Below are 21913 nucleotides of genomic sequence, written 5' to 3'. Positions count from 1 at the left end.
TCATCACCATGAGCAACGACCAAAGCCCGACAGCGAGCATCGGCTGGTATGGAAAGATTCCCACCGCCGGTGATTTTTTACAGCGCCGCCTGCCCGACTTAGTGGTCAGCAATTGGGCTCAGTGGTTTCACAATGGTTTAGTCAGCCAGAAACAAAACTTGCCCGAGAATGCCAGCAATCCGTTCAGCAATGCGCCGGTGTGGAATTTTGTCATTCCCGCGACGCTCGGCAGCCAATATATCCAAATGGGCTGCCTGCTGCCGGCGCGCGACCGCGTGGGACGCCACTACCCGATCTGCGCCATCCGCCTGTTTACGCCGGAAGAGTGGCATATCCAGCAGTTGAATATGGCGGCGGAGTGGTACCGGCAGTTGGGGCACACCCTGCTCAACGGCGTGCGCAACGGCTTTTCCGCCGAGCAGATCGACCAGAGCCTGCTGAAGATACCGGCGCTGCCGACGCCGCCGGCAGAAAGCGAATCCGAAATCCTGTCGATTATCGGTTTTCGCCATCCGGACCTGCCGGGGCTTGGCTGGCAGCAGGCCGCCGACTGTTTCGACCCGGCGCAGTACACCAGCTTCTGGTGGACCAATCAGGCCGATGGCCATCCGCTTTACACCCATGTGCACAGCGGCAACTTGACGGTGCAGCTGTTCTCGCTGTTGTTCGAGCCTAATGGCTGGGCCCGCCCCGGCCGCGGCGGTCAATATCCGCAAATGTTTGATTAACAGCGTTTTCATTTATCTAGAGACTGTATATGGCTATCGAAACCCTGCTGACCCCGATTAACGCGGATTCTCCCTGCGGCGACAATCTGGAATATGACGCTGACTTTTTAGCGATGGAGCAGGCCTGTGCCGGCAAGGCTGAGCAACAGTTCGGCGACACCATTATTCCGGCCGAAGCGCCGGACTGGGTACAGGTGGAACGCCTGGCGACCGCACTGCTGGCGCGCACCAAGGATCTACGGGTGATGCTGCCGCTGACGCGCGCCTGGACACAGTTGCGCGGCCTGCAAGGCTATGCCGACGGCCTGACGCTGATTCATCAGGCACTGGATCGCTACTGGGAACCGTTGCTGCCGCAGTTGGAATTTGACGGCGAAGCCGACCCGCTGTTCCGCATTAACGTGCTGGCGGATCTAGGCGACAAATCCGCCCTGGCCGGCTGTGTACGATCCGCCTGGCTGCTGAAAAGCGCCGCCGGCGAGATTACATTGCGCGACGCCTGCTCGCTGCTCGACGGCAGCAAACAGGAGTGCGCCACCTTCCCCGGCGGCCGCGCCCGCCTGCAGGATGAGCTGGGCCAGCCGGAACAGCCGGCGGTGGCGCTGGTGCGCACTATCCTTCAGCAGCTGGCCGCCATTCGCGATATCGTGACGCGCCACTTGGGCGAAAGCGCGCTGCCGGAGATGCACTCCCTGCTGAAAATGTTCAACGTCATTGCGCAGGCCGGCGGCACCACAGTGCCGGACGTCGTAACGACGGAACCACACGACGAACAGCACGCCGAGCAGCCCGTCAGCACCGTACCGGCCGCAACGGCGGTGCTCAACTGGCGCAGCGCGCAGATTCAGTCGCGCGACGATGCCCAGCTGATGCTGGAAAAAGTAAAAAACTATTTTCAACTGAATGAGCCCAGCCATCCGGCGCCGCTGATGATTGACCGCGTGCAGCGCCTGATCGCCCTGGACTTTATGCAAATCGTCCGCGACCTGGCGCCCGATGGTCTCAACCAACTGGAAACCATTCTTGGGCGCACTGATAACGACGACAATCACTGAAACTGAACCCCAGCTTGTCGTTTTTCGTTTCGACCACTATCGTTGCCTGTAGTCACAGACACAGGCCAGAATTTGAACGACGCCGTCACCGATGGCAATCGTTCCTAATCGTCATTAGATGGAGTAACTCATGGCAAACTCGAAATCCCGCAGCGGACAGAAGTTCATCGCCCGCAACCGCGCGCCACGCGTCCAGATTGAATATGATGTCGAAATCTACGGCGCAGAACGCAAAATTCAGCTGCCGTTTGTAATGGGTGTGATGGCGGATTTGGTCGGTAAGCCGGTAGACCCGCAGCCGAGCGTTGATGAGCGCAAGTTCCTCGACATCGACATCGACAACTTCGACGAACGCATGAAGTCGTTGAAGCCGCGCGTGGCCTATCAGGTCGACAATACCCTGACCGGCGAAGGGAAGCTGAATATCGATCTGTCCTTTGAAAGCATGGACGACTTCTCCCCTGCCGCCATCGCCCGCAAGGTTGATTCGCTGGACGGCCTGCTGGAAGCACGCACCCAGCTGTCTAACCTACTTTCCTACATGGACGGTAAAAACGGCGCCGAAGAGCTGATCTCCCAGATCCTGCAAAACCCGGAACTGTTGAAATCTCTGACGAATGCGCCGAAACCGGCGGAGAAAAAAGACGACACTAACGAGCGTGAGGATTAATTGATGAGCAACTCGCCTCAGCAACAACAAGCGTTACAGACCAGCGAAACCTTATCCAACGACGAGTTCAGCGCACTGTTGAACAAAGAGTTTCGTCCGAAGACCGATCAGGCGAAAGAAGCCGTCGCCAACGCGGTGAAAACGCTGGCGCAGCAGGCGCTGGAAAACACCGTGACCGTTTCCTCCGACGCCTATCGCACCATTCAGGCGTTGATCGCGGAAATTGACGAAAAGCTGTCGCAGCAAATCAACAAAATCATTCACCATGAAGATTTCCAAAAACTGGAAGGCGCCTGGCACGGCCTGCATTATCTGGTCAACAACTCGGAAACCGATGAGCTGCTGAAAATTCGCTTTATGAGCATCTCGAAGAAAGAGTTGGGCCGCACGCTGAAGCGCCACAAGGGCGTGGGCTGGGACCAAAGCCCAATCTTCAAGAAAATCTATGAAGAAGAGTATGGCCAGTTCGGCGGCGAACCGTTCGGCTGCCTGGTGGGCGACTACTACTTCGACCATAGTCCGCAGGACGTTGAACTGCTGGGCGAAATGGCCAAGATCAGCGCCGCGTCCCACTGCCCGTTCATCGCCGGCACCGCGCCAAGCGTGATGCAGATGGAATCCTGGCAGGAGCTGTCCAACCCGCGCGATCTGACCAAAATATTCCAGAATACCGAATATGCCGCCTGGCGCAGCCTGCGCGAGTCGGAAGACGCCCGCTATCTGGGCCTGGTGATGCCGCGTTTCCTGGCGCGCCTGCCTTACGGCATCCGCACCAACCCGGTTGATGAGTTCGACTTCGAAGAAGACACCGACGGCGCAACGCACGGCAACTACACCTGGACCAACGCCGCCTACGCGATGGCGACCAACATCAACCGCTCCTTCAAAGAGTACGGCTGGTGCACCGCGATCCGCGGGGTGGAATCCGGCGGTGCCGTAGAGAACCTGCCGTGCCACACCTTCCCGAGCGACGACGGCGGCGTGGACATGAAGTGCCCGACCGAGATCGCCATCAGCGACCGTCGCGAGGCGGAACTGGCGAAAAACGGCTTTATGCCGCTGGTGCACCGCAAAAACTCCGACTTTGCCGCCTTTATCGGCGCACAGTCACTGCAGAAGCCGGCGGAATATTACGACGCCGACGCCTCAGCCAACGCCCAGCTGTCTGCACGCCTGCCGTACCTGTTCGCCTGCTGCCGTTTCGCGCACTACCTGAAGTGCATCGTGCGCGACAAAATCGGTTCCTTCCGCGAACGCGACGATATGGAACGCTGGCTGAACGACTGGATCATGAACTACGTGGACGGCGACCCGGCCAACTCCTCGCAGGAAACCAAATCCCGCAAACCGCTGGCCGCGGCGGAAGTTCAGGTGGAAGAGATCGAAGACAACCCGGGCTACTACAGCGCCAAGTTCTTCCTGCGTCCGCATTACCAGCTGGAAGGCCTGACCGTTTCCCTGCGTCTGGTGTCGAAACTGCCTTCGCTGAAGAAAAACGACGCGTCCTGATGCGACGATGACGGGCTGCGGTAATGCGGCCCGCTCATCCGTAGGAAGTCCGATTTATATTTATGGTCTATTGACGCCGGTATTCTGTCACAGATCTTTATTCAGACAGAAACTTTTCGCATGGCATTGCTTAATAAGGTGATGCATAGCGTTTGATATCAAATGCGAAGATGGTACAGCCACCGTATTTATTCGCTGGCTCAGAACCAAGGACCATAAATTTTGTCATAAAGCTGACACAAACAGTCAAGGTATAACCTTTGACTATTTGCGGTTATATCAACGTTCTGAAAATAGTAACGATAAACCGCATAAATAATTATTGAGGCATTATTCTTTAAAATAGTATCTCGATAAAAAATACCGATAGTTTTCGGTATTTCATAAGGTGCATGGCACAAGGAGCGTTAAATGGTAGTGCATTGCCAACTTTCCAATTCCTGCTGCTATTACCTGATTTTTTCAACGCAACGTTGATATTATTAACCCTTAAAAAGAGTGAATAAACTATGGCTATTGATATGTTCCTGAAAGTTGAAGGCGCCAGCGGTGAATCTAAAGATTCCAACCACAAAGGCTGGACCGACATCACTTCTTTCTCCTGGGGCGCGTCCCAACCGGGCAACATGAGCGTGGGCGGCGGCGGCGGCGCCGGTAAAGTGTGCTTTAACGACCTGCACGTTAACGCGCTGGTTGATAAATCCACCCCGGCTCTGCTGAAGCACTGCTCCAGCGGTAAGCACCTGACCAAAATCGAACTGTCCGTCTGTAAAGCCGGCGGTACTCAGGTTGAGTATGTAAAAATCACCCTGGACGATGTACTGGTTACCGCTGTGCAGTACACCGGTTCAGGCGGTGAAGACACCGTCGGCGTAACCTACTCCTTCCAGGCTGCTAAAGTTAAACAGCAGTACTGGGAGCAGAGCGATAAAGGTGGTAAAGGCGCAGAAAGCAGCGCAGGTTGGAACATCAAAGAAAACCGCGAAGCTTAATCTGTATCCCCCCGGCTGCAGCCGGGGGTTTATATATAAGCAAAGGAAATGCAGCATGCAAAGACCCACATTTGGCCCAGCATGGATTCGATTTTCTGAAGTTAATATCAGTGTAAGCCAGGTCGGCGCACTGATCGGTGGAAAAGTTAAAAGCAATATTGAAAAAGGAATTTTTCAAAATGCCTGTCCCATCCGAATGAGTTATGTACTTAATTATACAGGAATATCCATCCCTGCAAATTCAGGATATGCAGCCGTTTCTGGAAAAGATAAGAAGTGGTATATCTATAGAGTCAATGATATGATTCGCTTTTTAGAAGAGCGTTTTGGTAAACCCGACATTACTGAAAGATCCCCTACCCCAGCAAAATTTTCAGGTAAAAAAGGAATCATGGTCATTCTTGGTAATGGATGGAACAATGCCAGAGGACATGTCACATTATGGAATGGTGATATTTGTTCTGACTCCTGCCATTTTATGGGCGATCCTGAAAACGGTAGTTTTGTTCCAGAGGTGGCGTCACTATGGATATTAAAGTAAATACTCTCTCCATCGCAATAATCACCTTATTATTCTCAACATCACTATTCGCTGAAAATATTAAAATAGAAAACCTGCCACAAAATAAAATCTATGACAATTGGCTAATCAGTCGTTGCATCGGTGAATTTACTGACTCAGAAAGCACCCGGCAAGATGCATTCCGCTCTGCCAGTGCTTATCTTGAATTTAGTCAACTACCGATCGAGGCCTTTGACAGCAGCGAAGTGCTGATACATCAGTACCTGCAAAAAAAGAGTAGCGGTTCAGTGCCCGGAAGCTATAACACATTGGCCTGTCTTTCATTACCAACATCAGAACAAGCCAAAAGTATTTTCAAGAAATACGCAGTCATCAGTAAATAAAACAAACACTTTACGGTGGCGGTCAGCATGGGAAATGACAACGTAAAACATGGAAAGATAGTTATGAAAAATAATAAATTATCGTTTCTTAGTTGCCTTAGCCTGGCCTGTTTCTTCACCTCTTTATCTGCCTATGCTGCACCGCGATCTTACCACGGTGATGCAGTGAGCTATCTGAAGAATTACGCTATCAGCGTTTGTATTGCCAAAGGCTATTCGGCAACAGAGGTTAAAAACGACGCGGCCGCAGCGGCAAGAGGCTATAGTGAGTTTGGCGAATACTCACTTGAGGCACATAGCGCAGTGCGCAGTCTGGCTCAACGGTTTCTTGCCAGGCATTATGACAGTATGTCCGGCGAATCGATGACGCTAACTAAGTGCATTGACCTCTATCACAGCCGGGAACTTGATAGCATCATCGAAAAATATAAATACAAAAATTAATGGATTGGTAATGAACAATGACGTCACTATCTCCACCTTTAACTACTCATATGGATTTGTATTTTCATACTTTACCATCTCCATAGCGTTGTTTGTTTTACTTTTCCATTTAAATAAATACGTCACAAAAAAGCATAGCCATTCACTTTTTATTTTATCGACAGTTATTGTTGTTATTTGCGGAGCCGTGCAGTTCATTGTTTTTGGTGACGGCAATTACTTCTTTAGTCTTTTCTACCCCGTTGAACTTATCAAATACCAAGTCGTGCAGTACGGTGGGTTATTTTTTACCATCGCCTACTCTGTTCTACTACCACGAAACACGTATTACAAGAAGCTAAAGAGTGATAGTAAAAAAAACCAACATAAAAACAAAAGACAAGGCTAACGATGACAACACCATTATCAACTTACCCTTACTCCTACGGATTCCCTGTTAGCTATTTTTTTATTTCCATTGCGGTACTGCTGGGACTCTACTTTCTACGAAAAAAAACCATACGCCTGCACTGGTTTCCGTTATTTATTGCGCACTTTGGCGTAACAATCGTCTGCATTGCGTTGCAAAGCGCCATCTGTCTTGATGGCGAAGCTATTTTTGACCACATTTACCCGGCTATCGACTTCCCCGATTACCCTGAAGTCTGGTACGGCAGCATATTCTTTATGGTCGCCTATTTTCTGTTACTGCCCCCTGTCACTAACTTTGAAGGCACGTCCGAAACACGGCAACCAAAACAGTAATAACCTCTTTATTCATCACTACCCGCAGCCATGGGCGTGAAAACAGTTTGCATCAAACCTAATCAGCAGGAATGCCTTATGCGATTTTCTATTGTAAAAAACAAAAATGGCCAAAACCCGCCGCAAAGCAGTTGCGACTTCCTGCCGCCGGGCGGCACCATCGGCCGCAGCGTGGACAACAACCTGGTTCTGCCGGATGAAGAGCGCGCGATTTCCCGCCTGCAGGCCATTGTGCATATTTCCGCTGACGGCGAGTGCCGCATCACCAACCGTGGCAACGTCACCCGCGTCCTGCTGAACGACATTCCGCTGGAGCGCGGCCGTCAGGTGGAGCTGCAGGATGGCGATATCCTCGGTATCGATGATTATCAGATCCAGGTCAACGATCTGAATCAGCAGGCCGCGCCGGTGCAGCCGGCAGCCGCTGCGCAACCGGTGCCTCAGGCGCCGGCCGCCAAGGCAAACGGTGCCGCGCCGATCCCCAACGAAATCTGGGACAGCCTGGTGGAAGAGTTCACACCGGCAAGCGCCGCCGCGGCCGTACCGCCGAAAGCGGAGCCAGCAGTGCAGCCCGACCATAACCCGCTGCTCGACCGGCCACAGCGCGAACTGAACCCCAGCGACCCGCTGGGCCAACTCGACGGCGATGTCGATCTGCACCAGCTGCAGCAAAAACAGACTGACCCGGCCGAACTGTTCAAAACCGACAGCACCTTCGAGCGCGACAATATCCTGACCGATACCACGCCGAGCGCGCTGCTGACGGAAAACCAGCCGAAACCGGCCAAACCGGAAGCGTCAAAACGCCCACAGCCGGCGGTGACGGAGAGCGGCAATAAAGATGAAGAGCTGGATCCGCTGGCGCTGTTCGGCGGTTCTTCCGCGCCCAGCACGCCTGGCGCATCAAACAGCAACGATCCGCTGGGGCTGCTGATGGGCGGCGCCGTACCGCTGACACAGCCGGAAGCAGCACCAAGCGTGGCCGCACCTCAAACGCCGGCAGCCCCGGTTGAACCGGCAAAGCCTCAGCCTGCACCGCAGCCGCAGGCAGCGCCAAAGGCCAAGCCGCAACCGCAACCGCAACCGCAACAACAGGCTCAGCCAACACCAGCGCCGAAGCCACAGCCGCAGGCCGCCGCACCGCAGGAGTCGCCGCGCGCGCAGCCGGAACCGCTCGTGCCGCCTGAAGCCGCGCCGCATGTGGAACCCCAGCAGCGTTCTCGCCCGGGCAACCGGCTGGGTATCGATCCTATCGCCTATCAGAACGCCCGCGCCCAAGGCTCGGCGGCGTCTAACGGCGACGTGCTGGAAGGCCCGCTGCTCAAAGCGTTGCTGCAGGGCATCGGCCTGGACGACCTGCAGCCGCAGCCACATTTTGACGAGCAGCAGGTGCGTCAGGTCGGTCGCCTGCTGAGCCTGTTCTCTCAAGGCACCGTCGCCCTGCTCTCTTCGCGCTCTATCCTCAAGCGCGGCGTGAAGGCAGAGATGACCATGATCCTCGACGAGGCCAATAACCCGTTCAAACTGCTGCCGTCCGGTAAAACCGTGCTGATGCAGATGTTCGGCAGCCAGATGCCGGGCTTTATGCCACCGGAGCAGGCGGTGCGCGATGCGCTGATCGATCTGCAGGCGCACCAGTTGGGGATGATCGCCGGCATTCGCGCCATCATCGCCGCCATGCTGCAGTCCTTTAACCCGGACCGTCTGGAAGAAGAAGCGCGTAAAGAAGGCTCCGCGCCGCGGCTGGCGCTGCCTTCCAACCGTAAAGCGGCGCTGTGGGACTATTTTGTAAAAAATTACCAGCAGACCTCGGGCGAGATCGAAGATGACTTCCATACGCTGTTTGGTGAAGCCTTCCTGCATGCCTATGATGTTGAAGTGAATCAGTACAAAGACTCCCAAACCAAACCGGACGTGTAATGAATATCACCATAGCCTCTACCTCTAATCAGGGCGGCCGCGCCTCAAATCAGGATCAGACCGGCGAAGTGGTTGGCAACCGTGCAGCCTGTTTCGTGGTGTGCGACGGCATCGCCGGTTTTCCCGGCGGCGAAGTCGCTGCCAAACTGGCGCGCGACACCATCCTGGACAATTTTAACGGCGAAAAACATCTGGATGCGCAGAGCATCCGCCAGCATATCTCGCAGGCGAATGCGGCCATCCACCAGCAGCAGAATCAGTCCGAAGAGTACAGCAAGATGGGCACCACGCTGGTCAGCCTGTTTATCGACCGGGATTACCAGCTGGCCTACTGGGCCCACGCCGGCGACAGTCGCCTGTACCTGTTCCGCCGCGGCTACCTGCACGCGGTTACCACCGACCACAGCCTGATCCAGCAGATGCAGGACGCCGGTTACCAGACCAGCGGCATCAACAGCAACCTGCTGTACTTTGCGCTGGGGCTGAGTGAAGAGCGCGACGCTACCTACAGCGACGTACTGCAGTTAGAGGACGGCGACGTTTTCCTGCTGTGCACCGACGGCTTCTGGCACAGCTTTACCCAGGCCGAACTGGAGCAATCGCTGCATATGGTCAACTCCCCCAGCGAGTGGATCGCCCTGATGCAGCAAGCATGGAAGAAAGACAACAACAGCGATAACTACAGCGCTATCGCCGTATGGATTGGTTCACCGCAAGAGACCACGCTGCTGCATTCGCTGGCGGATGCAGAACGTTTCCTCACGCGCGACTGAACCGCATAACACAGCTAAGGTTAACGATGAAATATTGGATGCCCGGTGTGATCGCCCTGATGGCGGTACCCGCCGTTCACGCGGCAAATTACCGGCTGGTGTATTCTCCCAGCCAGAAACTCGAAGTCTTTATCGACAACGTTAAAAACAACAAACCGGAAAGCTGGTGTGCGCCAAGCATCCCGCTGCGTATTGTCTCCGCTAACGCGAAGGACGCCGCCATCCTGGACGGCTTCCTGCCGCGGGTCGGCAGCCTGCTGGCGAAGCAGTGCCCCAAAGTCGGCCAGTTGCCGTGGACGCTGACCGATAAGGCCGGCAACACGCTGGCAGCCGGCGATGCGCTGAAAAGCCAGCGCTGGAAACCGCAGGTTAAAACGGCGCCGCAGGCGCAGCCGGAAGCCTCGCCGGAAGCACAGCAGGAAAACGCCATGCCGCCGGCAGCGGTCGCCGTCAGTTCGCCGCAGGCCGATGCCGCGCCGGCGCAGGTGTTCGAGCTGCCGAAAGGCTGCAAGTTCCGCACCTACTGGCAGGGCAGCAACGCCGGCAGCGCGATGTTCGTACCTGCCGGCGGTAACCTCACCTGCCAAAGCGACGGCTGGCTGAGCGGCAGCGATAAAGTCCAACTGCAGAGCAATGGCAAGAGCAGTTCGCCGACCATCAGCTTCCTGCAGGGCTACCCGTTGATGAATATTGACGTGGCCGGCCAGACGCTGACCGTGGTCAGCGCCAACCGCCAGCGCATGGTGCTGGCCAATCCGCAGGTGGCCGGCAGCTATCTGGTGCTGCCGTTTGACGCCGCTCAGCACGCCTGGTTCTTCAGCGGCACGCTGATTGCCGAGTTCCCCCGCCAGCAGGCCGCCGATGCCGATCGGGTGAAACAGCGCGTCGCCAAAGTGCGTGAAACCTGGCTGCCGCTGCTCAGCGCCTATCGCGAGCCGCTCAGCGTACGGCTGGTGGACCAACTGGCCGCCGACCGGGTTGACCCGGCCAGCGGCAGTTATCTGACCGTCCAGAACGCCGCCCACTGATTAAGAGGTATTTTGTTGTGAAATCATTAACCGACGTATTGCAAGGCGGCTCCGTCAGCGCAGCCACCCAGGCGGTGGAAGCCGATATCAAAGCGCGCCCGGCCGACGCCGATCTGCGCGCCGCGCTGGTGCAGCTGCTGTGCCTGAGCGGCAACTGGCAGCGCGCCAAAGCGCAGCTGAAATCCTGGCAGGCGCTGAAACCGATGGCGCAGTCGACCACCCTGCTGCTGTTGCAGTCGGTCGAGGCCGAACTGCAGCGCCAGGCGGTGTTTGCCGGCCAGGCCGCACCGGCGCTGCTGAAGCAGGATCAGCCTTGGATCGGACAGATGGTCAAGGCCCTGCAGCTGGACGTCGCCGGCGACGCCGCACAGGCGCAGGCGCTGCGCGACCAGGCGCTGGAAGAGGCGCCGGCCAGCGGCGGCAGCCTGCTGCTGGCGGACGGCGATAACGAAAAAACCGTCGCCTTCGACTGGCTGACCGACGGCGACGGCCGCCTCGGCCCGGTGTGTGAACTGGCGCTCAACGGCGTGTACTACTGGCTGCCGTTCTCCGCCATCGCCGAAATCCAGTTCCAGGCGCCGCAAAGCGCCATCGATCTGGTCTGGAGCCACGCGCTGGTGCGCCTGACCGACGGCCGCGAGCAGGTATGTCAGCTGCCGGCGCGCTATCCGCTGGCGGCAGACAGCGACGACGCTCTGCTGCTCGGCAAGCGCACCGAATGGCAGCCGCTCGGCGACAGCCCGCACTATCTCGGTTACGGCCTGAAAACCTGGCTGAGCGACAGCGACGAGTTTCCGCTGCACAGCCTGCGCCAGCTGAGCTTCGATCAGGACGCCTGAGATGAACGACAAGCGCCTGTGGGGCGCTCATAACGGCGACGATCTGCGCCGGCAGGGGTATCGCCAGCGGCAGGACAGTGAGCGCCTGACGTCACGCGACAAGATGCAGCCGGTGCTGCTCGACCTGCTGACCGATGATGAACCGCATAAAAAACAGGAAGCGCAGATCCGCAATCTGGTGTCGCACAGTGAACTGCGGCGGCGCGTGCTGCGCGATTTGCAGTGGCTGTTTAACTGCGTCAACAGCGAATCCAATCTCGACCTCGGCGATTTTCCTCAGGTGCGCCGCTCCACGGTGAATTACGGCGTCGCCTCGCTGGCGGGCAAACGAATGTCGGACATTGAATGGCAGGATATCCAGCGCGCACTGACCGAATCGATCCTGAATTTCGAGCCGCGCATTCTGCCTGAGGGCCTGCAGGTGCGCTGCATCTCCGACACCGGCTCACTGGAGCTGCACAACGTGTTATCGATTGAAATCAAGGGCCGCCTATGGTGCGTGCCCTATCCGCTGGAGTTTCTGTTCAGAACCGACGTCGACCTGGAAAACGGTCACTTCGATCTGAAAGACATAGGGTAAGGCGATGGACAGTAAACTGTTAGAGTATTACAACCGCGAACTGGCCTATCTGCGCGAGATGGGCGCGGAGTTCGCCGAACAGTACCCGAAGGTCGCCGGGCGTCTCGGTATGCGCGGCATCGACGTGGCGGATCCTTATATCGAGCGTCTGATGGAGGGCTTCGCCTTCCTGACCTCGCGCGTACAGCTGAAAATGGACGCGGAATTCCCGCGTTTCTCGCAGCGGCTGCTGGAAATTATCTATCCGAACTATCTGTCGCCGACGCCGTCGATGGCGATTGCCGAACTGCAGCCGGACAGCAGCAAAGGCGACATCAGCAACGGTTTTACCGTACCGCGCGGCACCATGATGGACAGCCAGACGCTGAAAAAGAACGGCATCACCTGTAGCTATACCACCGCCCACGACGTCACGCTGCAGCCGGTGCGGCTGGCCAGCGTGGAACTGGGCGGCATTCCGGCCGATATTCCGTTTTCCTCCCTCGGGTTGCAAAACCGCGGCTGCGTCAGCGCGCTGCGCATCCGGCTGGAGTGCTATGACACCGTCACGCTGAACAGTCTGGATCTCGACAACCTGATGTTCTACCTCTCCGGGCCGGATATGCAGGCGCAGCAACTGCTGGAGCTGCTGATGCAGCACAGCGTCGGCATGCTGTGCCAGACGGTGGAGGCGCAGCCGCAGCGGCGCGTGCTGGCGGATGACGCGCTGCGTCAGGAAGGCTTCGCCCCGGAACAGGCGCTGCTGCCGAACGACCTGCGCAACTTCGACGGCTACCGTCTGCTGCAGGAATACTTCGCCTTCCCGGCGCGCTTCCAGTTCTTCAGCATCAGCGGGCTGCAGCCGCTGCTGCGCAGCGTGCGCGAAGGCAAGAAAACGCTGCGCCAGTTTGAGATCGTGGTACTGCTGGACCGCCACGACGCCGCGCTGGAGCGGGTGATTGACGTCAGCCATCTGGCGCTGCACTGCACGCCGGTGATTAACCTGTTCCCGAAGGTGGCCGAACGCATCACCCTCAACGAAAAAAATCACGAATACCATCTGGTGGTCGATAATATCCGTCCGCTGGATTATGAAGTGTTCTCGGTGCAAAGGTTGGGCGGCAGCGCCAGCGAGAAACGCTATGAGCAGGAGTTCCGGCCGTTTTACAGCACGCTGAGCGAAGACGACGGCAACTACGGCGCCTACTTCTCGCTGCGGCGCGAACAGCGCACCCTTTCCTCTCACGCCCGGCGCTACGGCACCCGCACCGGCTATGTCGGTTCCGAAGTGTTCGTCTCGCTGGTGGATGAGCGCCAGTCGCCCTGGCACAGCGATCTCAAATACCTGACGGCCGACGTGCTGTGCACCAGCCGCGATCTGCCGTTGATGCTGATGCAGCAGGATCAGGGCAACTTCGTGATGCCGGACTCTATCCCAATCAAGCGGGTATTTCTGCGCAAAGGGCCGACGCCGCCGCGGCCGGCGCTGGCGGAAGGCATGATCACCTGGCGGCTGATCAGCCAACTGCAGCTTAACTACCTGAGCCTGATGGACGGCGATCCGGAACAGGGCGCCGCCAGCCTGCGTCAGCTGCTCGGCCTGTACGGCAACCTGAGCGAGCCGGCAATCGCCAAACAGATTCAGGGCGTGCGCAGCTGCAACCTGCGGCCGGTGTACCGCCGGGTGCCGGAGCCGGGGCCGATCGTGTTCGCCCGCGGCATCGCCATCGACCTGACCGTTGACGATCAGGCGTTCTCCGGCAACAGCCCTTATCTGCTCGGCAGCGTGCTGGAACGGCTGTTCTCACGGCTAGTGGCGATGAATACCTTTACCGAAATGACGCTGTCCAGTCAGCAGCGCGGTGAAATCGCCCACTGGCAGGCGCGCATGGGCAAAAGGACGCTGATATGAGTGAAAGCGTAACCGAACTGCCGGCCAGCGACGCGCCGCAGATCAACGCGCTGCACCGCCTGCCGGACGACTTCTGGCTGCGGCTGCGCGCCGCGCCTTACCGTTACGATCTGTTCCAGCTGCTGCGCCGGCTGGACGCTCAGGGCGGCCAGGCTTATCTGCTGGGGCGCGCCCCGCTGCCGCGCCATGAAATGCTGCGTCTGGGGCAGGAGCCGTCGCTCTCTTTCGCACCGTCGACGCTGGCCAAGGTCACGCCGCGCAGCGGCAGCCCGCTGCATGACGTGTCGATCCTCAGTTTCGGCCTGTTCGGCCCCAACGGCCCGCTGCCGCTGCACCTGACCGAATACGCGCGCGAACGGATTTACCACCATCAGGACACCACCCTGACGGCCTTCGCCGACCTGTTTCATCACCGCCTGACGCTGCTGTTTTACCGCGCCTGGGCCGATGCGCAGCCGACGGTGTCGCTCGACCGGCCCGACAACGGCAGCTTTAACGACTATCTGTCGAGCCTGATCGGCAACGGCCAGCCGGCGCAGCGCCAGCGCGACAGCATCAACGCGCACGCCAAGCATTTTATGGCCGGTCATCTGATTCGCCACAGCCGCGACCCGGAAGGCCTGAGCAAAATTTTACGCGGCTATTTCCAGGTGCCGGTGCGCATCGTGGAGAACGTGCCGCACTGGCTGCGCGTTGACCCGCGTGAACAGGCGCGGCTTAAGGCCGGGCGCGGCGCACCGCGGCTGGGCGAGTCGGCGTTTCTCGGCGTGGCGGTGCGCGACGTGCAGCACAAGTTCCGCATCGAGCTAGGCCCGATGTCGCAGCAGGAATACGACCGTTTCCTGCCCGGCGCCGAACTGTGCGAACAGCTGCGCGACTGGGTGCGCCAGTATCTGGGCATCGAATTTGTCTGGGAAGTCCGGCTGATTCTGGCAAAAGAACAGCTGATCGGCACCCAGCTCGGCGGCGCTCAGCGGCTGGGGCTCAGCAGCTGGATGGCCGCCGAACGGCGTCAGCACGACGCCGGCGATCTGATTTTCAGCCCGGAACCGCTGGAAGATATTTAGCAGGGCGCGCACTGCCGCGTCCGTCAATTACATCGATATGTTTAAAACGCAGGCAGGACTTGCCCTGCCCCTACGAGGAAAACCATGTCAGAAATCAGCCGCTCGGTACTCTTTGGCAAACTGGATAGCCTGCTTTTCACCTCCCTGGAAAGCGCCACGGCTTTTTGTAAGCTGCGTGGCAACCCTTATGTTGAACTGGCGCACTGGCTGCATCAGCTGATGCAGGCGCAGGATGGCGATCTGCAGCAGATTATCCGCCACTTCGCCCTCGACGAAGACCAACTGACGCGCGATATCGTCGACGCCCTGGATCGCCTGCCGCGCGGCGCCAGCGCCATCTCCGATCTGTCCGAACATATCGACAGCGCGGTCGAGCGCGCCTGGGTCTACGGCTCGCTGAAGTTCGGCGCGCACGCCATACGTGGCGGCCATTTACTGCTGGGGATCCTGAAAACCTACAGCCTGCGCCATCTGCTGAAAGCCATTTCCGGCCAGTTCGAACGCATCAACGCCGATCTGCTGATGGACCAGTTTGCCGCCATTGTCGGCAATTCGTCGGAAAACGCTCAGGCGCAAAGCGCCGCCGGCGAACCGGCTGCCGTGTCCGTACCGGGCCAGTCCGGCGGAAGCGTGCTGGCGCAATATGCGCAGGATATGACGGCGCGCGCACGCAACGGCGAAATCGATCCGGTCAGCGGCCGTGACGAAGAGATCCGCCAGATCGTCGATATCCTGATGCGCCGCCGGCAGAACAACCCGCTGCTGACCGGCGAGGCCGGCGTCGGTAAAACCGCCGTGGTGGAAGGCCTGGCGCTGCGCATCGTCGCCGGCGACGTACCGCCGCAGCTGCGCGACGTGCAGCTGTACCTGCTGGATATCGGCATGCTGCAGGCCGGCGCCGGCATGAAGGGCGAGTTCGAAAAACGCCTGCAGACGGTGATTGACGAAGTCCAGTCCAGCCCGACGCCGATTATTCTGTTTATCGATGAAATTCATACGCTGATCGGCGCCGGCGGCGCGCAGGGCACCGGCGACGCCGCCAACCTGCTGAAGCCGGCGCTGGCGCGCGGTCAGCTGCGCACCATCGGCGCGACCACCTGGGCGGAATACAAAAAATACATCGAGAAGGACCCGGCGCTGACCCGCCGCTTCCAGGTGGTGCAGGTGCACGAGCCGGACGAAGAGAAAGCGCTGCTGATGCTGCGCAGCACCGTCAGCCCGCTGGAACAGCACCACCGCGTGCTGCTGCTCGACGAAGCGGTCGACGCCGCGGTGCGTCTCTCCCACCGCTATATCCCGGCGCGTCAACTGCCGGATAAGGCCGTGGCGCTGCTGGATACCGCCTGCGCCCGCGTCGCGGTCAGCCAGCACGCCGAGCCGGCTCAGGTGGAAGATTGCCGCCACCGCATCGACGCGCTGCAGATTGAACTGGATATCGCCCGCCGCGAAACCAAGGTCGGCATCGGCGATCCGCAGCGCCCGGCGGCGATCGAAGCGCAGCTGAGCGAGCTGCAGCAGCAGCTGACGCAGCTGACCGAACGCTGGCAGGAAGAACAGGGGCTGATTGCGCAAATCATCGATCTGCGCGCCCGACTGCATCAGCAGGAAGCGGCACCGGACGACGACGCCACAACCGACAGCGATGCGGAAACGCCGGCGGAAACCGCCGAGGCGGCTGAAGCCGCAGAACCGGCGCCGTCGGCAGATGAACTGCGCGCCCAACTGGCCGTGCTGCAACAGCAGCTGGCTACGCTGCAGGGCGAAGCGCCGCTGATCTTCGCCGCGGTGGACGCCAATATCGTCGCCGCCGTGGTCGCCGACTGGACCGGCATCCCGCTGGGCCGCATGGTGAAAAACGAAATCGAAGCGGTGCTGCAGCTGTCCGACACCCTGAACGAGCGGGTCATCGGTCAGCGCCACGCGCTGGACCTGATCGCCCGCCGCGTACGCACCTCGCGCGCCCGGCTGGACGACCCGAACAAACCGGTGGGCGTCTTCCTGCTGGCCGGCCCGTCCGGCGTCGGCAAGACCGAAACCGCGCTGGCGCTGGCGGAAACGCTGTACGGCGGCGAGCAGAACGTTATCACCATCAATATGAGCGAGTTCCAGGAGTCGCACACCGTATCGACGCTGAAAGGCGCGCCTCCGGGCTACGTCGGCTACGGCGAAGGCGGCGTGCTGACCGAAGCGGTGCGTCGCCGTCCTTACAGCGTGGTGCTGCTGGACGAAATTGAAAAAGCGCACCCGGACGTGCACGAAATCTTCTTCCAGGTGTTCGATAAAGGCTGGATGGAGGACGGCGAGGGCCGCCATATCGATTTCCGCAACACCATTATTATTCTGACCTCCAACGTCGGCACCGACTTAATCGCCGGCCTGTGCAGCGACCCTGACCTGATGCCGGAGCCGGAAGCGCTGAGCGGCGCGCTGCGTCAGCCGCTGCTGGAGGTGTTCCCGGCGGCGCTGCTCGGCCGTCTGCTGGTGGTACCTTACTACCCGCTGACCGACGCCACGCTGGGCAACATCGTGCGTCTGCAACTGGGCCGCGTCCAACGCCGGATGGCGGAAAACCACGACATTACCACCACCTTCGACGACGCGGTGATCGAACAGATCGTCAGCCGCTGCACCGAGGTGGAATCCGGCGGGCGTATGGTCGACGCCATCCTGACCAATACCCTGCTGCCGCAGATCAGCCATACCCTGCTGTCGGCCAGAGCCAACGACCAGCGCTACCGCCAGCTGCATATCGCGCTGCAAAACAACGAGTTTATTTGTCAATTTCAGGCTTAACGCCCCGGCCGCCGCGGCGGCCAGTTGATCACAGAGAGTAGTCACTATGTCCGGAAACGGGATCAAAAAACCGAACTCAAACAGCCTGCCGATCGGCTATCGGTTCAATGAGTTCGAGATCAAGGAAGTGATCGGCGAAGGCGGCTTCGGCATCGTCTATCGCGCCTACGACCACCAGCTTGAACGCACCATCGCCATTAAAGAATACATGCCGACCCAGTTGGCCAAACGCAATGACGACCTGACCCTCAGCCTGCGTGGCGAACGTTTCAGCAAAACCTTTCAGGCCGGCCTGAACAGCTTTATTCAGGAGGCGCGCCTGCTGGCCCGTTTCTCCCACCCGGGGCTGCTGCACGTGCTGCGCTTCTGGGAAGAGAACGGCACCGCCTATATGGGCACCCAGTTCTACAGCGGCACCACGCTGAAAAACTTCCGCCTGCAGCAGCCGGCGATGATTGACGAGGCGTGGATCCGCCGGCTGCTGCCGCCGCTGTTCAGCGCGATCGACACCATCCATCAGGAAGGCTACCTGCACCGCGATATCTCGCTGGATAATATCCAAATCCAGGAGAATCAGCTGCCGGTGCTGCTGGACTTCGGCTCGGCCCGTAAAGAGATCGGCAACCTGTCCGACGAAACGGAAATCATGCTGAAGCCGGGCTACGCGCCCATCGAGCAATACACCGAAAACAGCGACGGCGAGCAGGGCCCGTGGACGGATATCTATGCGCTCGGCGCGGTGCTGCATACCCTGATCGTCGGCAACCCGCCGCCGGTCAGCGTGGTGCGCAGCATTGAAGACAGCTACCAGCCGCTGAGCGAACGCCGCCCCGAAGGCTACTCGCCGGAGCTGCTGCGCGTAATCGACCAGACGCTGGCGCTGAAACCGGAAGAACGGCCGCAAACCATCGATGAAATGGCCGAGCTGCTGCACCTGCCGGTGGCCGACGAAGCAGAAATCATCAGCACGCCGGCCGCCGCGCCGGAACCCCCGCTGCCGGCCAGCACTCCGGCTACCGGCACTGCCGCCGCCGGCAGCATAACCGTCGGCGGTATGACGTTCTCCCGGCCGATGATGATCGGGGCGGGCGTTGCCGCGCTGCTGGTGATTGGCATCATCTCCTGGCTCAGCAGCTCTCCGGACGACGCCGCGCCGACCGCGGCGGCGGAAAACGGCGCGCCGGCCGACAAGACGCTGTCACCGCAGCAAAGCGCGCCGCAGCTGGACAGCGCTGCGCAGGAAGCCGCACCGCCGCCTGCGCCGGTGGCGATGGTCTATTTCAAACTGCGCCCGGGTGAAAAAGTGACGCTAGACGGCAAAGTCCAGTCGCTGCAGCCAAGCACTAACGGCTTCGCCAGCCTGGATCTGGCGCCGGGCACCTATCAGTTGGAAATCCACCGTAACGACGATAGATTGCGCCGCCAACAGCTGACGATCGAGCATGCCGGCACCTGGCTGGTAGCGCCGACCGACGCCGGTTAATTGTCCCCTATTCCGGCGCCGTCAGACGGCGCCGTTTTACCTCCACGCGATTGACATCACTACCCCGGTCCAAGGCCACGCCGCCGTAACGAGGAGTGTCATTCACCAAGGATGTTTCTATGTTAGACCGCATCACAGCTTATACGCCGCTTGGCCCTGAACAACTGCTGTTTCGTTCGCTGGAAGGCACCGAAGCCCTGTCCACGCCGTTTGATTTCCGCATCGAACTGCTGAGCACCGACGCACGTCTGGACCGCAAGGCGCTGCTCGGCCAGCCGCTGACGCTGGAAATCCCGATCCCCGGCCTGCTGCGCCCGCCCCGCTATCTCAACGGCAAGATCACCGCCATCGCCGTCAGCAGCGAAGAGATCAGCGGCACCCGCTATTCGGTGTACGCCCTGCGCGTACAGCCCGACCTGTGGCCGATGCTCAAGGATCGCAACTTCCGCATCTTCCAGGAACAGACCGTTCCGGACATCGTCAAAGCGCTGCTGGCCGAACAGAACATTCAGCTGGAAGACCAGCTGACCGGCGAGTATCGCCAATGGGGCTACTGCGTGCAGTACAGTGAATCCACCTTTAACTTCATCAGCCGCCTGATGGAGCTGGAAGGCATTTACTACTACTTCAAGCACGAGCAGGACAAACACACCATGGTGCTGGCCGATAACCCGCACCATCACCAGCCGTTCCCCGGCTATGAAACCATTCCGTACCACGTCACGCCGTCCGGCGGCGTCACCAGTGAAGAAGGCATCAGCCAGTGGACGCTGGCCGATCAGGTGACCCCCGGCATCTACAGCGTGGACGATTACGACTTCCGCAAGCCCAACGCCTGGCTGTTCCAGGCGCGGCAGAACCCGGCCTCGCCGGCCCCCGGCCAGATTGACGTCTACGACTGGCCCGGCCGCTATACCGAGCATCAGCAGGGCGAGTTCTACGCGCGCGTGCGTCAGGAATCCTGGCAGGCCGAGCATCAGCAGGTGACCGGCACCGCTACCGCGCTGGGCATCGCCCCCGGCAACACCTTTACGCTGATCAAAGCGCCCTATCTTGCCGATAACGGCGAATACCTGACGCTCTCCGCCCGCTATACCCTGCGCGAAAACAGCTACGCCAGCGGCGATACGCAGGGCAGCCTGCACCGCATCGACTTCACCGTCATCCCGGCCGATGTGCAGTTCCGCCCGGCGCAGAGCGCGTCGTGGCCGAAAACCCACGGCCCGCAGACCGCCCGCGTGGTCGGCCCGCAGGGCGAGTCGATCTGGACCGACAAATACGGCCGCATCAAGGTGAAGTTCCACTGGGACCGGTTGGCCAAAGGCGACGACACCAGCTCCTGCTGGGTGCGCGTCTCCAGCGCCTGGGCCGGCCAGGGCTTCGGCGGCGTGCAGATCCCGCGCGTCAACGACGAGGTGGTGATCGACTTTATCAACGGTGACCCGGACCGGCCAATCGTCATCGGCCGCGTGTACAACGAAGCCAGCATGCCGCCGTGGGCGCTGCCGGCCGCCGCCACCCAGATGGGCTTTATGAGCCGCTCCAAAGACGGCACGCCGGACAACGCCAACGCCCTGCGCTTTGAGGACAAGGCCGGCTCCGAGCAGGTGTGGATCCAGGCCGAGCGCAATATGGATACCAACGTCAAGAATGACGAGAGCCACTCCGTCGGCGGCCACCACAACTTTATCGTCACTAAAAACCATGAAAGCCAGGTTAACGGCGAATACCGCCAGTCGACCCAGTACAACCGCAGTGAACTGGTGGGCGGCGACTATGCGATGAAGACGCAGCAGCAGATCATGCTGAGCTCCGGCGAAGGCATCACGCTGGTAAGCGGCGACAGCAAGCTTACGCTCAATCCGAACGGCACCGTCTCGATTCAGTGCACCCAGTTTGAAATCAACGCCAGCGCGCAGGGCGAAATCAACACCGGCGGCACGCTGGATCTCAACATCAAAAAACCGGCCAAAGGTAAAACGCCGACGCCAACCCCGGCGGAGATCACGCAGGAAGTCGCCAAGGTGTTCAACAGCTCTTCGGAGGGCAACGCATGACGCAGCAGACCCGTTACGCCCTGTCCGAAGGCACCCTGACGCTGCCGGAAGCGGCGCAGGATACCAGCGTCACCATCCTCAAACTGCCGCAGGCGCGCGCCACGCTGGTGGTCACCCGCGCCTATGATGTCAAACCGGGCCAGGAGGAAGCCTACCTGCAACAGCAGTTGGCCAAGGTGAAGCGTGATATGAAGAAATTCAGCGCCCGCGCCGTGGAGGACAGCAGCTTCGGCCCGCTGCCGGCACGGGCGGTCAGCGTGCGTTTTGAAAACCAGGGCATCGCCATCGAGCAGCAACTGCTGGTCGTACGCCTGGAAAGCCACCTGATGGTGCTGACCTTCAGCACCAGCGCCGCCTTCGCCGCCGAGGCGCAGGCCACCTGGGAACAGATCCGCCAGGGATTTATTCCGGCCGGCAACGCAGCGGAGGCGTAA

At 59.5% G+C, this 21913-nt stretch carries 20 protein-coding genes; all 20 read left to right on the top strand.

Annotated features, from left to right (window positions below):
* Nucleotides 1-8: 8 nt before the first annotated feature.
* The 20 genes from tagF (at nucleotide 9) to FO014_RS19145 (ending at nucleotide 21913) form a co-directional block, all read left to right on the top strand.
* On the top strand, nucleotides 9-728 hold the full coding sequence (tagF, locus tag FO014_RS19240) for a type VI secretion system-associated protein TagF (RefSeq protein WP_160030675.1): 720 nt from the start codon (nucleotides 9-11) through the stop codon (nucleotides 726-728).
* Nucleotides 729-757: 29 nt separating this feature from the next.
* Nucleotides 758-1783: a type VI secretion system protein TssA gene (gene tssA, locus FO014_RS19235; RefSeq protein WP_160030674.1), complete on the top strand. Its 1026-nt coding sequence runs from the start codon at nucleotides 758-760 to the stop codon at nucleotides 1781-1783.
* A 130-nt stretch (nucleotides 1784-1913) separates the two neighbouring features.
* Complete coding sequence (gene tssB / locus FO014_RS19230; RefSeq protein ID WP_160030673.1) at nucleotides 1914-2453, top strand: type VI secretion system contractile sheath small subunit; 540 nt, start codon at nucleotides 1914-1916, stop codon at nucleotides 2451-2453.
* Between the two features lie 3 nt (nucleotides 2454-2456).
* Nucleotides 2457-3962 (top strand): type VI secretion system contractile sheath large subunit, encoded by a 1506-nt coding sequence (gene tssC, locus FO014_RS19225; RefSeq protein WP_015672864.1) that lies wholly within the window; start codon nucleotides 2457-2459, stop codon nucleotides 3960-3962.
* Between the two features lie 509 nt (nucleotides 3963-4471).
* Entirely contained in the window at nucleotides 4472-4954 is a 483-nt protein-coding gene (locus tag FO014_RS19220) for an Hcp family type VI secretion system effector (RefSeq protein ID WP_015672867.1), read from the top strand.
* Nucleotides 4955-5009: 55 nt separating this feature from the next.
* The gene (locus FO014_RS19215) at nucleotides 5010-5495 is read left to right on the top strand and encodes a type VI secretion system amidase effector protein Tae4 (protein ID WP_072186146.1); all 486 of its coding nucleotides are present in this window, start codon (nucleotides 5010-5012) and stop codon (nucleotides 5493-5495) included.
* Nucleotides 5480-5860, top strand: a complete 381-nt coding sequence (locus tag FO014_RS19210) for a T6SS amidase immunity protein Tai4 family protein (protein ID WP_160030672.1) — start codon at nucleotides 5480-5482, stop codon at nucleotides 5858-5860. Before FO014_RS19215 ends, FO014_RS19210 begins: the two co-directional genes overlap by 16 nt.
* A 63-nt stretch (nucleotides 5861-5923) precedes the next feature.
* Nucleotides 5924-6304: a T6SS amidase immunity protein Tai4 family protein gene (locus tag FO014_RS19205; protein WP_160030671.1), complete on the top strand. Its 381-nt coding sequence runs from the start codon at nucleotides 5924-5926 to the stop codon at nucleotides 6302-6304.
* A 390-nt stretch (nucleotides 6305-6694) separates the two neighbouring features.
* On the top strand, nucleotides 6695-7048 hold the full coding sequence (locus tag FO014_RS19200) for a hypothetical protein (RefSeq protein ID WP_160030670.1): 354 nt from the start codon (nucleotides 6695-6697) through the stop codon (nucleotides 7046-7048).
* 78 nt (nucleotides 7049-7126) lie between these two features.
* On the top strand, nucleotides 7127-8968 hold the full coding sequence (gene tagH, locus FO014_RS19195; RefSeq protein ID WP_160030669.1) for a type VI secretion system-associated FHA domain protein TagH: 1842 nt from the start codon (nucleotides 7127-7129) through the stop codon (nucleotides 8966-8968).
* Complete coding sequence (locus FO014_RS19190) at nucleotides 8968-9741, top strand: PP2C family protein-serine/threonine phosphatase (protein WP_105231628.1); 774 nt, start codon at nucleotides 8968-8970, stop codon at nucleotides 9739-9741. The genes tagH and FO014_RS19190 overlap by 1 nt, the downstream gene beginning before the upstream one ends.
* A 26-nt stretch (nucleotides 9742-9767) precedes the next feature.
* On the top strand, nucleotides 9768-10769 hold the full coding sequence (locus tag FO014_RS19185; RefSeq protein ID WP_160030668.1) for a type VI secretion system-associated protein: 1002 nt from the start codon (nucleotides 9768-9770) through the stop codon (nucleotides 10767-10769).
* A gap of 17 nt (nucleotides 10770-10786) precedes the next feature.
* Complete coding sequence (locus FO014_RS19180) at nucleotides 10787-11608, top strand: type VI secretion system accessory protein TagJ (RefSeq protein ID WP_160030667.1); 822 nt, start codon at nucleotides 10787-10789, stop codon at nucleotides 11606-11608.
* A 1-nt stretch (nucleotide 11609) separates the two neighbouring features.
* Nucleotides 11610-12188 carry a type VI secretion system baseplate subunit TssE gene (locus FO014_RS19175; protein WP_160030666.1) on the top strand — a complete coding sequence of 193 codons (579 nt, stop codon included), beginning with the start codon at nucleotides 11610-11612 and terminating at the stop codon, nucleotides 12186-12188.
* Nucleotides 12189-12192: 4 nt separating this feature from the next.
* A complete protein-coding gene (tssF, locus tag FO014_RS19170) occupies nucleotides 12193-14079 on the top strand; it encodes a type VI secretion system baseplate subunit TssF (protein ID WP_105231632.1) in 1887 nt (628 codons plus the stop codon).
* The gene (gene tssG / locus FO014_RS19165; protein ID WP_160030665.1) at nucleotides 14076-15146 is read left to right on the top strand and encodes a type VI secretion system baseplate subunit TssG; all 1071 of its coding nucleotides are present in this window, start codon (nucleotides 14076-14078) and stop codon (nucleotides 15144-15146) included. Before tssF ends, tssG begins: the two co-directional genes overlap by 4 nt.
* 84 nt (nucleotides 15147-15230) lie before the next feature.
* Nucleotides 15231-17939 (top strand): type VI secretion system ATPase TssH, encoded by a 2709-nt coding sequence (gene tssH, locus FO014_RS19160; RefSeq protein ID WP_160030664.1) that lies wholly within the window; start codon nucleotides 15231-15233, stop codon nucleotides 17937-17939.
* 46 nt (nucleotides 17940-17985) lie between these two features.
* Nucleotides 17986-19422 (top strand): serine/threonine protein kinase, encoded by a 1437-nt coding sequence (locus tag FO014_RS19155; protein ID WP_160030663.1) that lies wholly within the window; start codon nucleotides 17986-17988, stop codon nucleotides 19420-19422.
* Between the two features lie 119 nt (nucleotides 19423-19541).
* On the top strand, nucleotides 19542-21479 hold the full coding sequence (locus tag FO014_RS19150) for a type VI secretion system Vgr family protein (protein WP_160030662.1): 1938 nt from the start codon (nucleotides 19542-19544) through the stop codon (nucleotides 21477-21479).
* Complete coding sequence (locus FO014_RS19145; protein ID WP_105231637.1) at nucleotides 21476-21913, top strand: DcrB-related protein; 438 nt, start codon at nucleotides 21476-21478, stop codon at nucleotides 21911-21913. Before FO014_RS19150 ends, FO014_RS19145 begins: the two co-directional genes overlap by 4 nt.

The organism is Serratia rhizosphaerae, from assembly GCF_009817885.1.
GTDB lineage: Bacteria > Pseudomonadota > Gammaproteobacteria > Enterobacterales > Enterobacteriaceae > Serratia_B > Serratia_B rhizosphaerae.
The sequence above is the reverse complement of the archived record's forward strand: the minus strand, read 5'-3'. Positions and strand labels throughout refer to the sequence as shown.

Excerpts from the sequence above, each read along its gene's own strand:
- FO014_RS19190 (WP_105231628.1), top strand. The coding sequence starts at position 8,968 with ATGAATATCACCATAGCCTCTACCTCTAATCAGGGCGGCCGCGCCTCA.
- FO014_RS19220 (WP_015672867.1), top strand. The coding sequence starts at position 4,472 with ATGGCTATTGATATGTTCCTGAAAGTTGAAGGCGCCAGCGGTGAATCT.
- tssC (WP_015672864.1), top strand. The coding sequence starts at position 2,457 with ATGAGCAACTCGCCTCAGCAACAACAAGCGTTACAGACCAGCGAAACC.
- FO014_RS19185 (WP_160030668.1), top strand. The coding sequence starts at position 9,768 with ATGAAATATTGGATGCCCGGTGTGATCGCCCTGATGGCGGTACCCGCC.
- tagH (WP_160030669.1), top strand. The coding sequence starts at position 7,127 with ATGCGATTTTCTATTGTAAAAAACAAAAATGGCCAAAACCCGCCGCAA.
- tssA (WP_160030674.1), top strand. The coding sequence starts at position 758 with ATGGCTATCGAAACCCTGCTGACCCCGATTAACGCGGATTCTCCCTGC.
- FO014_RS19200 (WP_160030670.1), top strand. The coding sequence starts at position 6,695 with ATGACAACACCATTATCAACTTACCCTTACTCCTACGGATTCCCTGTT.
- FO014_RS19175 (WP_160030666.1), top strand. The coding sequence starts at position 11,610 with ATGAACGACAAGCGCCTGTGGGGCGCTCATAACGGCGACGATCTGCGC.
- FO014_RS19145 (WP_105231637.1), top strand. The coding sequence starts at position 21,476 with ATGACGCAGCAGACCCGTTACGCCCTGTCCGAAGGCACCCTGACGCTG.
- tssB (WP_160030673.1), top strand. The coding sequence starts at position 1,914 with ATGGCAAACTCGAAATCCCGCAGCGGACAGAAGTTCATCGCCCGCAAC.
- FO014_RS19150 (WP_160030662.1), top strand. The coding sequence starts at position 19,542 with ATGTTAGACCGCATCACAGCTTATACGCCGCTTGGCCCTGAACAACTG.
- tagF (WP_160030675.1), top strand. The coding sequence starts at position 9 with ATGAGCAACGACCAAAGCCCGACAGCGAGCATCGGCTGGTATGGAAAG.
- FO014_RS19210 (WP_160030672.1), top strand. The coding sequence starts at position 5,480 with ATGGATATTAAAGTAAATACTCTCTCCATCGCAATAATCACCTTATTA.
- tssH (WP_160030664.1), top strand. The coding sequence starts at position 15,231 with ATGTCAGAAATCAGCCGCTCGGTACTCTTTGGCAAACTGGATAGCCTG.
- tssG (WP_160030665.1), top strand. The coding sequence starts at position 14,076 with ATGAGTGAAAGCGTAACCGAACTGCCGGCCAGCGACGCGCCGCAGATC.
- FO014_RS19155 (WP_160030663.1), top strand. The coding sequence starts at position 17,986 with ATGTCCGGAAACGGGATCAAAAAACCGAACTCAAACAGCCTGCCGATC.
- FO014_RS19215 (WP_072186146.1), top strand. The coding sequence starts at position 5,010 with ATGCAAAGACCCACATTTGGCCCAGCATGGATTCGATTTTCTGAAGTT.
- FO014_RS19205 (WP_160030671.1), top strand. The coding sequence starts at position 5,924 with ATGAAAAATAATAAATTATCGTTTCTTAGTTGCCTTAGCCTGGCCTGT.
- tssF (WP_105231632.1), top strand. The coding sequence starts at position 12,193 with ATGGACAGTAAACTGTTAGAGTATTACAACCGCGAACTGGCCTATCTG.